General features: G+C 75.0%; 13 protein-coding genes. 6 read left to right on the top strand and 7 right to left on the bottom strand.

Features of this window, described 5'->3' with window-relative positions:
- Positions 1-127: 127 nt before the first annotated feature.
- Together OHL10_RS15430 and OHL10_RS15425 are read left to right on the top strand one after the other, a co-directional pair.
- The gene (locus OHL10_RS15430; RefSeq protein WP_265523117.1) at positions 128-2,113 is read left to right on the top strand and encodes a dynamin family protein; all 1,986 of its coding nucleotides are present in this window, start codon (positions 128-130) and stop codon (positions 2,111-2,113) included.
- Positions 2,110-3,897: a P-loop NTPase family protein gene (locus tag OHL10_RS15425; RefSeq protein WP_265523116.1), complete on the top strand. Its 1,788-nt coding sequence runs from the start codon at positions 2,110-2,112 to the stop codon at positions 3,895-3,897. The genes OHL10_RS15430 and OHL10_RS15425 overlap by 4 nt, the downstream gene beginning before the upstream one ends.
- Before the next feature lie 102 nt (positions 3,898-3,999).
- On the opposite strand, the gene OHL10_RS15420 is transcribed toward OHL10_RS15425, so the two are convergent.
- Positions 4,000-4,497, bottom strand: coding sequence for a GNAT family N-acetyltransferase (locus OHL10_RS15420; protein ID WP_265523115.1), 498 nt, complete (start codon positions 4,495-4,497; stop codon positions 4,000-4,002).
- Positions 4,498-4,576: 79 nt separating this feature from the next.
- Between OHL10_RS15420 and OHL10_RS15415 the strand changes: the two genes are divergently transcribed.
- On the top strand, positions 4,577-5,095 hold the full coding sequence (locus OHL10_RS15415; protein WP_265523114.1) for an acyl-CoA thioesterase: 519 nt from the start codon (positions 4,577-4,579) through the stop codon (positions 5,093-5,095).
- Positions 5,096-5,115: 20 nt separating this feature from the next.
- On the opposite strand, the gene OHL10_RS15410 is transcribed toward OHL10_RS15415, so the two are convergent.
- The 5 genes from OHL10_RS15410 to ptsP all read right to left on the bottom strand — a co-directional run bounded on the left by OHL10_RS15410 (position 5,116) and on the right by ptsP (position 10,824).
- Positions 5,116-6,651: an SDR family oxidoreductase gene (locus OHL10_RS15410; RefSeq protein ID WP_265523113.1), complete on the bottom strand. Its 1,536-nt coding sequence runs from the start codon at positions 6,649-6,651 to the stop codon at positions 5,116-5,118.
- On the bottom strand, positions 6,648-7,631 hold the full coding sequence (locus tag OHL10_RS15405) for a DNA topoisomerase IB (protein WP_265523112.1): 984 nt from the start codon (positions 7,629-7,631) through the stop codon (positions 6,648-6,650). The genes OHL10_RS15410 and OHL10_RS15405 overlap by 4 nt, the downstream gene beginning before the upstream one ends.
- A gap of 67 nt (positions 7,632-7,698) precedes the next feature.
- Positions 7,699-8,613 carry an acyl-CoA thioesterase gene (locus OHL10_RS15400; protein ID WP_265523111.1) on the bottom strand — a complete coding sequence of 305 codons (915 nt, stop codon included), beginning with the start codon at positions 8,611-8,613 and terminating at the stop codon, positions 7,699-7,701.
- A 35-nt stretch (positions 8,614-8,648) separates the two neighbouring features.
- The gene (locus OHL10_RS15395) at positions 8,649-9,038 is read right to left on the bottom strand and encodes a globin (protein WP_265523220.1); all 390 of its coding nucleotides are present in this window, start codon (positions 9,036-9,038) and stop codon (positions 8,649-8,651) included.
- Positions 9,039-9,135: 97 nt separating this feature from the next.
- Positions 9,136-10,824 (bottom strand): phosphoenolpyruvate--protein phosphotransferase, encoded by a 1,689-nt coding sequence (gene ptsP / locus OHL10_RS15390; RefSeq protein ID WP_265523110.1) that lies wholly within the window; start codon positions 10,822-10,824, stop codon positions 9,136-9,138.
- A 264-nt stretch (positions 10,825-11,088) separates the two neighbouring features.
- Here ptsP and OHL10_RS15385 point away from each other — a divergent pair, with 264 nt between their 5' ends.
- The gene (locus OHL10_RS15385; protein WP_265523109.1) at positions 11,089-11,319 is read left to right on the top strand and encodes a PTS sugar transporter subunit IIB; all 231 of its coding nucleotides are present in this window, start codon (positions 11,089-11,091) and stop codon (positions 11,317-11,319) included.
- 4 nt (positions 11,320-11,323) lie between these two features.
- Positions 11,324-11,791, top strand: a complete 468-nt coding sequence (locus OHL10_RS15380; protein WP_265523108.1) for a PTS sugar transporter subunit IIA — start codon at positions 11,324-11,326, stop codon at positions 11,789-11,791.
- Here the strand turns inward: OHL10_RS15380 and OHL10_RS15375 are convergent.
- A complete protein-coding gene (locus OHL10_RS15375; protein ID WP_265523107.1) occupies positions 11,758-12,810 on the bottom strand; it encodes a mechanosensitive ion channel family protein in 1,053 nt (350 codons plus the stop codon). The genes OHL10_RS15380 and OHL10_RS15375 overlap by 34 nt on opposite strands.
- A 166-nt stretch (positions 12,811-12,976) precedes the next feature.
- Between OHL10_RS15375 and malQ the strand changes: the two genes are divergently transcribed.
- Complete coding sequence (malQ, locus tag OHL10_RS15370) at positions 12,977-15,160, top strand: 4-alpha-glucanotransferase (RefSeq protein ID WP_425499025.1); 2,184 nt, start codon at positions 12,977-12,979, stop codon at positions 15,158-15,160.
- The last annotated feature ends 120 nt before the right edge of the window (positions 15,161-15,280 follow it).

The raw sequence follows: 15,280 nt of genomic DNA, 5'->3' as shown, positions 1-15,280 counted from the left end.
ACCGACGAGGACCCGGCGAACTGGTACTGGTTCGAGGGCAACTTCGCGTCCTACGAGGAGAACAAGATCGAGCGGCTCGGCGCCGACGCGGCCCGCCCACAGCTGTTCTGTGCGGCAGACTGTCTCCATGACCGAGCCCGGGCCCGACGACGTCCCCGGACCGCTGGTCGACGCGCTCGAGACCCTGCGGGCACGGCTGGGTGCGTTGCGCCTCCCGCTCGAGGTCCCGGGCGTCGGACCGGCGCGTCACGACCAGGCGCACGCCACCGACCAGCTCGACGACTACCTCCTTCCCCGCCTGCGCGCGCGGTCCGCGCCGCTGCTCGTCGTCGTGGGCGGCTCGACCGGTGCCGGCAAGTCGACGCTCGTGAACTCTCTGCTCGGTGAGCAGGTCTCCGCACCCGGGGTGCTGCGCCCCACCACGCGCGCACCCGTGCTCGTGCACCACCCGCTCGACGCCCGGTGGTTCTCCACCGACCGTGTGCTGCCCGGCCTCGCCCGGCTGAGCGGCGACGCGGGCGCGCCCGCAGGCACGCCGACCGGCGCGCACCCGGGCGCCTCCGCGAGCCGCGCGCTGCGTCTCGTGGCGAGCGACGCGCTCCCGCAGGGGCTCGCGCTCGTCGACGCCCCCGACGTCGACTCGGTCGAGAGCGCGAACCGCGAGCTCGCCGCCCAGCTCCTGGGCGCGGCCGACCTGTGGCTGTTCGTCACGACCGCAGCCCGCTACGCCGACGCCGTCCCGTGGGAGCTGCTGCAGCGCGCGGCCGAACGGCACGCCCAGGTCGCGCTCGTCATCGACCGCATCGATCCCGGCGCGGACGAGGTCGTCGGCGACCTGCGGCGGATGATGGACGAGAACGCGCTGCACGGCGCGCCGCTGTTCGCGCTCGCGGAGTCCGACCTCGTGGACGGACTCCTGCCGGAGTCCGTCGTCGGGGAGGTCTCCGCGTGGCTCTCGGCGCTCGGCTCGGACGCGGAGGCGCGCTCGCGCGTCGCGCTGGCGACCCGCGACGGCGTCGTCGACGACCTCGTACGCCGCACGGTCGCGCTCGCGAGCGCGGCCGACGCGCAGGTGCAGGCCGAGGCCCGGCTGCGGGCGGCGGTGCTCCGCGCCTACGGGCAGGCGGCGCAGGACGTCGACGAGGCGACCTCCGACGGCGCGATGCTGCGCGGGGAGGTCCTCGCCCGCTGGCAGGACTTCGTCGGGACGGGCGAGTTCTTCCGGGCCGTCGAGCAGCGCGTGGGCAAGGTGCGCGACGCCGTCGGCGCGTTCTTCCGCGGGAAGCCGGCGCAGGCACCGCAGGTCGAGCGGGCGATCGCCCACGGGCTGGAGGCCGTCGTGCTCGACGCGGCCGACACCGCCGCCGAGGAGGTCTTCGCCGCGTGGCGGGCGGACCCGGCCGGGGCGGCGCTGCTCGACGGGCTCGAGCTCTCCCGGTCGTCGATCACGCTGCGCGACGACGTCGCGGCCCAGATCCGCGGGTGGCAGTCCGACGTCCTGGAGCTCGTCCGCGAGCAGGGCGCGGGCAAGCGCGGCCTCGCGCGAGCGTTGTCGTTCGGCCTCAACGGACTCGGCGTGAGCGTCATGGTGCTCGTGTTCGCCTCGACCGGAGGGATCACCGGCGCGGAGATCGGCATCGCGGGCGGCACCGCGGTCCTCGCGCAGAAGCTCCTCGAGGCCGTGTTCGGCGACGACGCCGTGCGCAGCCTCACCCGGACCGCCCGTCAGCAGCTCGCCGACCGGGTGGCCGCCGTCCTGGACGCCGAGTCGGCGCGGTTCACCGCGCAGCTCGACGCGCTCGCCACGCCTCCCGGCGCGGGGGAGTCGCTCGCGCAGGCCGCCCGCGCCGTGGCGGACACCGCGCGCACGGAACGGGCCGGGCGGCCGGCCGTGCCCGGCGTGCGAACCGGTCGGCACGTGGCGCGGTCGCTGCGCGGCGCCGCGCAGTGGCGACCCGGCCAGGACACCGCATCGGAGGGCGCGCACGCCGAGGCACCCCGCGACCCGGCGGACACCCGGCCCGGATTCTGGCGGCGCCTCCTCGGTGGCCGACGTCGGGACGAGAGCGATGCGAGCCCGGCAGGCAGCGGCACGGACGGGGGACCGGCATGACGCTCGACCTGGCGACCCGCACCGCAGCGCTCGAGGCCGCCGTCGAGGCGGGGACCGGGCGCCTGCCGGCGGACCTCGTCGGCGAGGCGCGGGCCGTCGTCGGGCGGGCGCGGGAGCGCGGTGGGCTGTCCGCCGAGCACACGGTGGTCGCGCTCGCGGGTGCCACGGGGTCGGGGAAGTCGTCGGTGCTCAACGCCCTCGTGGGCCGCGAGCTCGCCGTCGCGGGCGTCCAGCGCCCGACGACGTCGCACGCGCTCGCCGCGGTCTGGAGCGCGCCGAGCATCGAGAGCGCAGGTGGCCCGGACGGCGCGGTGGGCACTCGCGGCGCCGACGCGGGCCCGTTGCTGGACTGGCTCGAGGTCGGCCGACGCCACGAGATGGTGACCCCGATCGTCGCCGCGCCACCGGACCCGGACGGCACGGGCGGGGGAGCGGTGCAGGGGATCGTGCGCCGTGCGGGCGGGCTGCGCAGGCGGCGCGAGCCCACGCAGCTCACGACCGGGCTGGTCCTGCTCGACCTCCCCGACCACGACTCGGTGGTCGTCGAGCACCGTGTGCGGGCCGAGCGGCTGGTCGAGCGCGCAGACCTGCTGGTGTGGGTCGTGGACCCGCAGAAGTACGCGGACGCCGCGCTGCACGAGCGCTACCTGCGTCCGCTCGTCGGGCACGACGCCGTCGTGGTGGTCGTGCTCAACCAGATCGACCGGCTGACCGCCGCGGAGCGCGACGCCTGCCTCTCGGACCTGCGCCGGCTCGTGGCGCAGGACGGCCTCCTCACGGCCCGGGTGCTGGGCGTCTCGGCGCGTACGGGGGAGGGCCTCGACGAGCTGCGCGACCTGCTGGCCGACGCCGCGGACCGGCGTCAGGCGGCGAACGAGCGCCTCACGGCCGACGAGCGCGCCGTCGGTCGGCGACTCCTCGAGGCGTGCGGCGAGGTCTCCCCGGGGTCGGGCGCCCGGGCGCGCGACCGGCTCGTCGACGCCCTGGAGGACGCCGCGGGCACGGCGACCGTCGTGGACGCGGTGCGCGCCTCGGCCGCCCGCGACGCGCACGCGGCGACCGGGTGGCCCGTGACCCGCTGGCTCGGACGGTTCCGCCGGGACCCGTTGCGCCGGCTCGGCCTGCGGCCGGACGTGTCGCCGGGCGGCGCGGGCGGGACGCGCGGGTCCGCCGGTCGGGTCGGGCGCGACGACGCGGCGCGCGCCGACCTCGTGCGCACGTCCCTGCCGGGTGCGTCGGCCTCGACGCGCGCGGCGGCGGGCAGCGCGGTGCGGGCGTACGTCGCGCAGGCCACGGACGGCGCCCCCGACGCCTGGGTCCTCGCGGCGCGCGCCCGCGTGGCGGACGTCGGTCGGGAGCTGCCCGACGCCCTCGACCAGGCCGTCGCCGCCACCCGGCTGGAGGCCGACCGTCGTCCCGTGTGGTGGCGCGTCGTCGGCGTCGCGCAGACGGTGCTGCTCGTCGCGCTGGTCGCCGGCCTGCTGTGGCTGGGGGTGCTCGCGGGGTTCGCCTACCTGCAGCTCCCGCCCCCGCCGACGCCGACGTGGCGCGATCTGCCCGTGCCCACCCTGCTCGCCGTCGGCGGTGCTGCTGGCGGCATCCTGCTCGCGCTCGTCTCCCGCGGCCTCGCCGCGCTCGGTGCGCGCCGACGAGCCGCGCGTGCCCGACGGCGGTTGCGCACCTCGGTCGACGACGTCGCCACCCGCCTGGTGCACGGCCCCGTCGCCGACGAGCTCGACGCCCTCGCCCGCTGCCGCGCGGCGGCCACCACAGCAACCACCTGACCCCCCCACCACCCCAGAAGAACCCGCGCCGAACACGACTCTGATGCCGCCAGGGCCGCCAGAACGGCACCAGAGTCGTGTTCGGCGCCGGGTCAAGGGGGGCTAGGCGGGGAGGGGCTTGGCGAACCAGTGGTCGGCGTAGGGCTCGTCGTTGAACGCGGGGACCTCGCGGTAGCCGAGCCGGGCGTACAGGGCGCGGGCCTCGACCAGGTCGGTGCGGGTGTCGAGACGCAGGAGCCGGACCCCGCGCGCACGAGCGAGGTCCTCGAGTCCCGTGACGAGCGCGCTGGCCACACCACGGCGACGTGCACGCTCCGCGACGAAGACCCGCGTCACCTCACCCGTGCCCTCCTCGATCCCGTCGCCGGCGAACCGCACGCCGGCGCAGCCGACCGTGTCCTCGCCGAGCCGGGCGACCAGCAGCGCCCCGTGCGGAGCGGCGACGGCCTGCGGTGGGCTGTCGGCGAGCGCGTCGGCCAGCTCGCGCGGCGTCGGCGCCCGGCCGTAGTAGCGGGCGGCGACGTCCACGACGTACTCGTGCAGGATCCGTGCGGCGTCGGGGTCGGACGGGGGGAGGGGCTCCAGCGTGATCGTCGGCACGCCGCCATCGTGGCACACGGCGTCGTCGCCGCGGGGTGGCAGGATCGTCGTGCACCACCGGCCAGGAGATTGGACACCGATGACCCGCCTGCACGTTCCCGTCGCCCTGCGATGGTCGGACCTCGACGCGTACCAGCACGTCAACAACGTCGAGATGTTCCGGCTGCTCGAGGACGCCCGCATCACGGCCTTCTGGCGGCACGCCGAGGCGGAGGTCGACGAGGAGGGCCTGGGCCCGTGGCCGACGGCGGTCCTCGACACCGGCCCGCACGCCACCTCGCACACGCTCGTCGCGCGACAGGAGATCGAGTACCTGCGCCCGCTCGGCTTCTCCAGGACGCCCGTGCGGGTCGAGATGTGGATCGGCCACCTCGGCGGCGCGAGCCTGGAGGTCTGCTACGAGGTGCACGACGGCTGGGCGCACGGGACGGCCCGCACGGGCCCGACGTCGGGCGGCGAGCCCTACGCCCGCGCGGCGACGACGATCGTGGTCGTCGATGCCGCGACGAGCGCACCGCGGCGGATCACCGCGACCGAGCGCGCCGCGTGGGAGCCGTACGTCGAGGAGCCGCTCGCGTTCCGTCGCCGGGGTCGCTGAGCCGCGCGCGCCAGGCCTCGTCAGGCCTCCTCGGCGCGGGCGGCGCGCTCGGCGGCCTCGGCGACGTTGCGCTGCATCCCGCCGAAGACGACGCCGTGGAACGGCTTCACCGACCACCAGTACGCCTGCCCGGCGAGCCCGTGCGGGTAGAACAGGGCGCGCTGGGCGAAGAACGTCTTGTCGGGCCCGGCCGCGTCGGCAGGGTCGGGGCCCTCGTCGTGCGGGCCGGTGACCTCCTCGGCGGCGTCGTCGACCCGCAGCTCGAGCCAGGCCAGGCCGGGCAGCCGCATCTCGGCCCGCAGCAGCAGCCGGCGTCCGGGCTCGATCGCCTCGACCCGCCAGAAGTCGAGGGCGTCGTCGACGACCAGCCTGTTCTCGTCCCGCCGCCCGCGGCGGAGCCCGGGTCCGCCGACCAGCCGGTCCATCAGACCCCGTGCGCGCCAGGCGAGGGACCAGGAGTACCACCCGCCCTGCCCGCCGATCTCCTCGATGACCCGCCAGAGGACGTCGCTCGGTGCGTCGACGACGGTGCGCCGCTCGTCGACGTAGAGCGACCCGCCCGCCCAGTCGGGGTCGGTGGGCAACGGGTCGCTGGGGGCGCCGGGCAGCGCCGCCGACGACCACCGGGTCGCGACCTCGCCGTCGTGGATGCGCTCGAGCGCGAGCTCGACGGCCCGGTCGAACCCGACGAGGCCGTCGGGCGGGTCGGGCACGTACTGCGCGATGTCCTTCTCCCGGCAGAAGACCTCGTGCACGAGCGACTCGACCAGGGGCCGCGCGATGCCGGACGGGACGGGGGTCACGAGCCCGACCCAGTGGCTGGAGAGCCGCGGCGTCAGCACGGGCACGCTGACGATCGCGCGGCGCCGCAGCCCGGCGACGGCCGCGTAGCGCTGCATCATCTCCCGGTACGTCAGCACGTCCGGGCCGCCGATGTCGAAGGCGCGGGAGACGTCGTCGGGCATGTCGGCGCTGCCGACCAGGTAGCGCAGCACGTCGCGGATCGCGATGGGCTGGATCCGGTTGTCCACCCACCGCGGTGTGGTCATCGCGGGCAGGCGCTCGGTGAGGTAGCGCATCATCTCGAACGACGCCGACCCGGAGCCGAGGATCACCGCGGCCTGCAGGACGGTCGTCGGCACGCCCGAGGCGAGGAGGATCTCCCCGACCTCCTTGCGCGAGGCGAGGTGGCGGGAGAGCTCGCCCTCCTCGACGTCCGGGTGCAGGCCGCCGAGGTAGACGATGCGGCCCACACCCGCCTCGCGGGCGGCCCGGGCGAACGTCAGCGCGGTGCGCCGGTCCTGGGCCTCGAACGTCGCGCCCGTGCCGAGGGAGTGGATGAGGTAGTAGGCGACGTCGGCCCCCTGCAGGGCGGCGCGGATCTGGTCGAGGTCGCTCGCGTCGGCCTCGACGAGCTCGACCTGGTCGGCCCAGTCGCGGCCCGCGAGGCGCCCGGGGTTGCGCGCGAGCGCCCGGACCTCGTGCCCTGCGGCGAGCAGCTCGGGGACGAGCCGGCCGCCGACGTACCCGGTCACGCCGGTGACGGCGACCTTCATGCGAGAAGTTCCAGCACTGCGCGCTCCGCTCTCGTCTGCGACCGGGTCTGTCCGATCGTCTCTCCACGCTCCCACAGGTCGATCAACCGCGGGTCGATGTACGACGCCCGCGCGACGGCCGGGGTGTTGCCGAGCTCGGCGGCGACGTCGCGCACGATGTCCGCCACGACCCGGCGGCGCGCCCGCTCGGCGGCGGGCGGCTCGCCGGCGTCGGCGAGCGCGAGGGCCGCGAGCACGGTGGCGTGCCACGTGCGGAAGTCCTTGGGCGTGGCGTCCTCGCCGAGCTGCTCCTTGATGAACGCCTGCACGTCGGTGCTCGTCACGTCCCGCCACACCGCCCGCGACCCGCTGCCCTCGCGCCAGGCGAGCAGCTCGGTACCGCCGCGGCGGCGCTTGAGGGTCGTCACGAGCTCCGCGACGACCGGGTCGTCGACGACGACGTCGCGCACCTGGCCCGACTTCGCCGGGTACCGGAAGTGCACCGACCCGTCGCGGCGGACCCGCACGTGGTCCTTGCGGATCGTCGCGAGGCCGTAGCTCTTGTTCCGCTGCGCGTAGATCTCGCCGCCCGCGCGGAAGTAGGCGAGATCGAGGAGGCGGAACGCGAGCGCGAGGACCTTCTCCCGGTCCGCGCCGGGGGTGTCGAGCAGCGCGGCGACGCGGCGACGCGCGGCGGGAAGGCGTCGACCGACGTCGAGCACGTGGTCGTGCTTGCGCCGGTCACGCGTGCGGCGCCACTGCTCGTGGTAGAGGTACTGCCCGCGGCCGGCGGCGTCGTGTCCGAACGCCTGGATGTGCCCGTTCGGGTACCGGCAGATCCACACCTGCTCCCACGCGGGCGGGACGGCGAGGCTCGTGCACCGCACCACCTCGTCCTCGTCCGTCAGCGGCATGCCCTCGTGGTCGAGGAACACCCACCCGTCGCCCTTGGGGCGGCGGGCGTACCCCGGGGAGGTGACGGACACGCGGCGCAGTCGCACCTCGTCAGTGTGCGGCGGAGCGCACGACGTCGCAGCCCGGGAGGGCCGTCGGCGCGGGCAGGCGCGGCTACAGCACCGGGAGGCGGACCATGCCCTCCTGCGCGATGGACGCGACGAGCGTGCCGTCCTGCGAGAACACCCGCGCCGCGCCCAGGCCGCGTCCACCCTGCGCGCTGGACGCCGACTGCACGTACAGCAGCCACTCGTCGACGCGCACGTCGCGGTGCCACCACATCGCGTGGTCCAGGCTCGCGATCGACACGTCGGGCGTCACCCAGCTCGTGCCCGAGCTGCGCAGGATCGGCTCGAGCATGACCTGGTCGCACGCGTAGGCCATGAGCGCGCGGTGCATGAGCTGGTCGTCGCCGACGGGGCCGCGCGCCCGCATCCACACCATCTGCTGGTCGGTGAGCTCGCTGCCCGGCGAGAGGTAGAGCGAGCCGCCCACGTGGCGCAGCTCGAACGCCGAGTGGTGGGACCAGAACCTGGCGATCGGGTGGTCGATCCCGCCGAGGACGTCGAGCGCCGAGGGGGCCTCCTCGGGCGGCGGTGCGTCCGGCATCGGGGTGGAGTGGTCGATCCCGGGCTGGTGCTCCTGGAACGACGCGATCATCGACAGGATCGGCTTGCCGTGCTGGATCGCGTGCGTGCGCCGCGCGGAGAACGACCGTCCGTCGCGCAGCCGCTCGACGGCGAAGTCGATCGGCACGTCGAGCACACCGGGTCGCAGGAAGTACCCGTGCAGGGAGTGCGGCAGCCGTGTGGCCTGCACCGTCCGGCCCGCGGCGAGCACGGCCTGCGCGAGGACCTGGCCGCCGTACACGCGCCCCGTCGGCTGGTGCACGCTCTGCCCGCGGAAGTGGTCGGGGTCGGCAGCGGAGCCGTCGCCGTCGCCGACTCGTGCCAGCTGCAGCACCTCGAGGAGGTGGCCCAGCGGGTTCGGCACCGCGCTGTCGGTGGGTGGGGCCTGCTCCGGGTCCACGGGGGTCCTCTTCTCGTCGCTCGTCGGTGGGCGCGTCACTCGTCGAAGGAGTTGAGCAACGAGTGCGCCGCGCGCTCCAGATAGTCCCACAGGGTCGCCTCGTGCAGGGGAGCGAGGTCGAGCGCGTCGACGGCGGCCCGCATGTGCCGCAGCCACCGGTCGCGGGCGTCCGGGTTCACCGTGAACGGCGCGTGCCGCATCCGCAGCCGAGGGTGCCCGCGCTGCTCGCTGTACGTCGTCGGGCCACCCCAGTACTGCTCGAGGAACATCGTCAGCCGGACCTTGGCCGGGCCGAGGTCCTCCTCGGGGTACATCGGCTTGAGCACCGGGTCCGCGGCGACGCCCTCGTAGAAGACGTCGACGAGGCGGACGAACGTCTCGTGCCCACCGATCGCGGCGTAGAACGAGTCCGACGAGGCCGACAGGGCCTCGCGCGGGCGGGCCGGGGCGGCGGTGACGGGCAGGGCGGGGCGCTGGGGGTCGTCTGTCACCGGCCCATCATCTCACCGCGGCGGGACCGCCTCAGAGGCCCAGCTCCGCGAGCTGGGGGAGGCCGGCGCGGACGACCGCGCGCGCGTCGGCGGCGCTCTCGGCGACGAGCGCGAGCTGGGCGAGCCGCTGCGCGTCGGCGAGGTCGACCTCCGCCAGCAGCGCCGCGACGTCGGGGATGGCCCGTGCCGTCATGGACAACGACGACACGCCCAGCCCGACGAGCACGACGGCGAGGACCGGGTTCGAGGCGGCCTCGCCGCAGACGCCGACGGGCCGGTCCTGTTGCGCGCCCCCCGCGCACGTGGCGGCGACGAGCTGCAGCACCGCGGGCTGCCACGGGTCGCTCAGCTCGGCGAGCGACCCGAGCAGCCGGTCGGCGGCCATCGTGTACTGCGTGAGGTCGTTCGTCCCGATCGACGCGAAGCGCGCGCGGGCCAGGATGGGCCCGGCGAGGAGCGCGGCGCTGGGGACCTCGACCATGACCCCCGCGACGTCGAGACCGTGCGCTGCGCAGCGGGCGACGAACCACTCGGTCTCCGCGACGGTCGAGACCATCGGCGCCATCACCCAGACCTCGGCGCTCTCCGCGTCGCGCGCCGCCGCGATCGCGGCGAGCTGGTCCTCGAGCAGCTCGGGCCAGCGCCCCGCCGTGCGCAGGCCACGGACGCCGAGCGCCGGGTTCTCCTCGTCGTCGACCGACAGGAAGTTCAGCGGCTTGTCGGCGCCGGAGTCGAGCGTGCGCACGACGACCTTGCGCCCGCCGAACGCGGACAGCACCGTGCGGTAGGCCGCGACCTGCTCGGCGACCGTCGGCGGCTGGTCCCGGTCGAGGAAGCAGAACTCCGACCGGAAGAGCCCGACCCCCTCGGCGCCCGCGCGGGCCGCGGGCTCGGCCCCCGCCGGGTCGCCCACGTTGGCGAGGAGCTGGACCCGGTGGCCGTCGCGCGTGCGGCCCCGACCGTCGAACGTGCGCACCCGGTCGGCGAGCGCCGCCGCGGCCTCGATCTGCGCGGCCGTGGGGTGCAGCACGACGGTGCCGGCCGACCCGTCCACGAGGACCGTGTCGCCGGCGTGCAGCGCCGCGCTCGCCCCGGTGGCCGCGACGACCGCGGGGATCCCCTTCGCGTTGGCGACGATCGCGGTGTGCGACGTCGGACCGGCGCCGTCCGTGACGATCGCCAGTACCCGCTCGGGGTCGAGCGCGGCCGTGGCGGACGGCGCGAGGTCCGGTGCGACGAGCACGAACGGCTCGGGGTGCTCGGGGACGCCCGGGGCCGGCCGGCCGGTGAGCGCGGCGACGAGCCGGTCGCGGATGTCCGCGATGTCGCGGGCACGCTCCGCGAGGTACCCGCCGATCGCCTCGAACTGCTCGGCGACGGCTGCGGCCGCCTCCCACACCGCGCGCTCGGGCACGAGGTGCTCCTCGAGGACCCGCCGCCGGGCGTCCTCGAGCAGCGTGGGGTCGGCGGCGATCGTCGCCGTCGCCTCGAGCACCTCACGCGTCTCGCCCTCGACGAGGGACGCGGCGCGCTGCAGGTCGGCGGTCACCTGGTCGCGGGCGACCGCGATGCGGTCGGCCTCGCCCTGGTGGTCCGCTCGCGGGGGCAGGCGCAGGCCCGGAGAAGGTTCCTCGATCGCCTCCGGCATGACCACCACGGGGCCCACGACCCGCCCGGGGCACACCCCGATCCCGGTGATCGTCCGCTGTGCCTCTGCCACGAGAACCTCCTGCGCTGGATCGTCGGACCGTCGCCCGCGCGTCTTCCTGCCGACCGGCCGGGCGCGTGGTCCTCGCAGTGTTCCCCAGCGGGGGCGGCGTGCCAAGGCCGGAGCGCGTCCGGGCGGGTCGTCGGGTCGGTGCGGTTAGCACGATCGTGTTGCGCGAACACGTCGTGCCCGTAACAACTGTGCGAGGAGACTAGGCTGTATCTCGCCACGCAGCACGCTGACTACTCGCCGGTACGCCCGTCAGGAGTTTCCTCGATGACCAAAGCACAGCAGATCCTCGAAGCCCTCGGAGGCCAGACGAACGTCGTCGACCTCGAACCGTGCATCACGCGGTTGCGCGTCGAGGTCACCGACCCCGACCTCGTCGACGAGGCGGGCCTCAAGGCCACGGGCGCGTTCGGCGTCGTGCGCTCCGGACGCGTCGTCCAGGTGATCGTCGGCCCCGAGGCCGACAACCTGGCGGCCGAGCTCGACGGCCTGCGCTGAGACCGTGCTCGACGTCGCGGCGCCCCTGAGCGGGACGGTCGTGCCGCTCGCCGACGTGCCGGACGCCGTGTTCGCCCAGGAGATCGTGGGCCCCGGCGTCGCGATCGAGCCTGCGCCGACGGACGGCCGGGCCGGGACGTCGCGCGTCGTCGCACCCGTCGCGGGGACCATCGGGTCGTTGTTCCCGCACGCGTTCGCGCTCGAGACGCCCGACGGCCGCACGGTGCTGGTGCACCTCGGCATCGACACCGTCCAGCTCGCCGGTGAGGGCTTCACCCTCCATGTCGCGGCGGGCGACGCCGTGACGGCCGGCCAGGAGCTCATCACGTGGGACCCGGTCGCGGTGGCGGGCCGCGGGCTCGCGACCGTGTGCCCCGTCGTCGCGCTGCAGGCGCCCCCCGGCCAGGTCCGGGTCCTGCTCGCCCCCGGCGACGAGGTTCAGGCGGGCGACCCCTTGTTCTCCTGGGCCTGAGGCCGCTTCTCGGTCGGTGACGCCGCCGGCGCCACTTCCGGCGCATGGGCCGGTGGGTCCTCCGGCGACGCGGCGGGCGAGTGGTCGAGCACGACGATCTGCTGAGCGCCGGCCAGCGGGATCCCCGCCGCCGCGAGGTGCGTCCGCACCCCGGCGCGCAGCGCCCTCGACACCTCCCACTGCATCCCCGCCCGGGTCTTGACGCGCACCGTCAGCAGCAACGCCTCGGCGCTCATCGTCTCGATGCCGAAGATCTCGGGGGTCTCCAGCAGGTAGGTGCTCAGCACCTGGTCCGCCTCGAGCTCGTCGATGGCCTGCCGCAGCACCTCGCGCACCTGGTCGACGTCGGCGTGGTAGGCCACCCGCACGTCGACGGACGCCCGTGCCCACTCCTGCGTCATGTTCCCGGTGCGCAGGATCTCGCCGTTGCGGATGTACCAGAGCGTGCCGTCGATGGACCGTACCTTGGTGACGCGCAGGGCCACCTCCTCGACCGTCCCGACGACCTCGCCGAGGTCGACCGTGTCACCGACGCCGTACTGGTCCTCGAGCAGCATGAACGTGCCCGACAGGAAGTCCTTGACGAGGCTCTGTGCGCCGAACCCCAGGGCGACGCCGGCGATCCCCGCCGAGGCGAGGAACGGGCCGATGTTGACGCCGACCTCCGTGAGCACGAGGAGCGCGACCGTCGCACCGACCAGGATGTTCGCGGTCGAGCGCAGCACGGAGCCGATCGTGCGCGCCCGCTGGCCCCGGCGCGCGTTCGCGAGCGGGTTCGCCTTGAGGAGCGCGGCGCCCACCTCGGTCTTGCCGATCCCCTTGAGCCTGCTCGACGTCAGGACCGAGCTGCCTTCCGCGATGTGCTCGGTCACCTGACGGATCAGGCGGCGCAGGACGGCCAGGGTGATCGTGCCGACCAGCACGATGATGAGGACGCGCAGGGGGACGCCGACGAACCACGCCAGCCAGTCGTCGGGGTCGCTCCAGTCGAAGCCGTCCGGGGTGAGGGTGGTGGGCATGAGCGCAGGCTACCTCCCGCCCCTGTGCGGCCGCGCAGCGCCTCCGCAACGGCCTCCGCAACGGGTGCCCGCCGGTCACCCGCCGGCCCGTCCGGGTGCCCGGCGGGCAGGTCCGGATCCGGCGCGCCGAGGCCATGGTCTGCCCCAGGGCCTTCGCTCTGGCAGGATTTCCATCGTGAACCCACCCCGCGACGACGAGGACAAGGTGCCGGAGCCGCTGCTGGAGCTGGCGGCGGCGCACGGCGTCGTGCCCGACTACTGGGACTACGACGGCAACCGCCACCCGATCCGAGCCTCGACGCTCGTGGCGGTGCTGGAGGCGCTCGGCGTCCCGGCCTCCTCGCCGGAGAAGGTCGCCGTCAGCCTGGAGCACTCCGCCGACGACGAGTGGCGTCGTACGCTCCCGCCCAGCATCGTCGCCACGGCGGGCGCGGAGGTGCCGTTCGCGGTGCACGTCCCCGACGGCACGGCCGTCGAGGTCTGGATCGAGCTCGAGGCGGAGCGCCCCGCGCACCCACGGGCCGCCGGGGCGCCGGTCCGCCGCGCACGGCGCACGCTCACCCAGCGTGACGAGTACGTCGAGCCGCGCACGGTCGACGGCCGGCGCATCGGCCGCGCGACCTTCGCCGTCCCCGCGGACCTGCCGCTCGGCTGGCACGACCTGTACGCGAGCACCGACGGGTCCCAGGCCCGGGCCACGCTCGTCGTCACGCCCGAGCGCCTGGAGCTGGCGCCCGACATCGAGCTCGGGCGGGCGTGGGGGCTGATGGCCCAGCTGTACTCGGTCCGGTCGAAGGCGTCGTGGGGCGTGGGCGACCTCGCCGACCTCGCGGACCTCGCCTGGTTGGGTGCCCGCCACGCGGGCGCGGACTTCCTGCTCATCAACCCGCTGCACGCCGCGGAGCCGCGGACGCCGATGACGCCGTCGCCGTACCTGCCGACCAGCCGTCGCTTCGTCAACCCGCTGTACATCCGGGTCGAGGACATCCGTGAGACGGCGTACCTCTCGGCCGCCGACCGCTCGCTGGTGGAGTGGGCGTTCGACCCCGTGCGCGAGCTGAGCTCCGACGGCGGGCCGATCGACCGCGACGCCGCGTGGGAGGCCAAGAAGGCCGCGCTCGAGGTCGTGTTCGCCGCGCCGCGCTCGACCGCGCGCCAGACCGCGTTCGAGGAGTTCGCCGCCGAGCAGGGCAAGGGCCTCGAGGACTTCGCGACGTGGTGCGCGATCACCGACCACCTCGCCGGCCGGCCGTGGCCGCGCGACCTCGGTGACCCGGCGAGCAGGGCCGTGGCGGCCCTGCGTCACGAGCTGAGCGACGCGGTCGAGTTCTACTGCTGGTTGCAGTGGGTCGCGGACGAGCAGCTGGGTGCCGCGCAGCGCACCGCCCGCGAGGCAGGCATGTCGATCGGCATCATGCACGACCTCGCGGTGGGTGTGCACCCCGAGGGAGCCGACGCCTGGGCGCACCGGTCGGTCCTTGCCGCGGGCGTCTCGGTCGGCGCCCCGCCCGACATGTACAACCAGATGGGCCAGAACTGGTCCCAGCCGCCGTGGCACCCGACCGCGCTCGCCCGCGCCGGGTACGCCCCGTTCCGGGACATGCTGCGGACCATCCTGCGGCACGCCGGCGCCATCCGCATCGACCACGTCATCGGTCTGTTCCGCCTGTGGTGGATCCCTGGCGGTGCGCGGGCCGACGCCGGCGCCTACGTCCGGTACGACCACGAGGCTCTCATCGGGATCCTCTGCCTGGAGGCGCAGCGCGCCGGCGCCCTGGTCATCGGCGAGGACCTCGGTGTGTTCGAGCCCTGGGTCCGCGACTACCTCGCCGACCGCGGCGTGCTCGGCACCTCGGTCCTGTGGTTCGAGAAGACGCCCGACGGCCGGCCGCTGCCGCCCGACGACTACCGGCGCCTCTCGCTGGCCACGGTCACCACGCACGACCTGCCGCCGACCGCCGGCTACCTTGCAGGGGAGCACGTCGACCTGCGTGAGCGGCTCGGTGTCCTCACCGAGCCCGTGGCCGTGGTCCGACGCGCGGCACGGGCCGAGCGCGACAGCATGGTCGCGTTCCTGCGCGAGCGCGGCCTGGTCGGGGACGACCCGTCCGAGCGCGAGCTCGTCGAGGCCCTGCACCGGGTGGTGCGCCAGACCCCGGCCGTCCTCGTCGGGGTGTCCCTCGCGGACGCCGTCGGTGAGCGGCGCTCGCAGAACCAGCCGGGCACCGACCAGGAGTACCCGAACTGGAAGGTCCCGCTCGCGGACTCCTCGGGCAAGGTCGTGATGCTCGAGGACCTCTTCGACAACGCCCGCCTGCGTTCCCTCGCGGGCGTGCTCAACGAGCGCTGACCCCACCCGTACCGAGGTAGAACTCCCGTTGCCGAGGTAGAACGCCTGTCGCCGAGGTAGAGCCCCTGTGCCGCACAGGGGTTCTACCTCGGCGACAGGCGTTCTACCTCGGCGAGGCGG

The sequence above is a fragment of the Oerskovia flava genome (genome assembly GCF_026163685.1).
Taxonomy (GTDB): domain Bacteria; phylum Actinomycetota; class Actinomycetes; order Actinomycetales; family Cellulomonadaceae; genus Oerskovia_A; species Oerskovia_A flava.
This window is presented reverse-complemented; position numbering and strand designations above follow the sequence as displayed.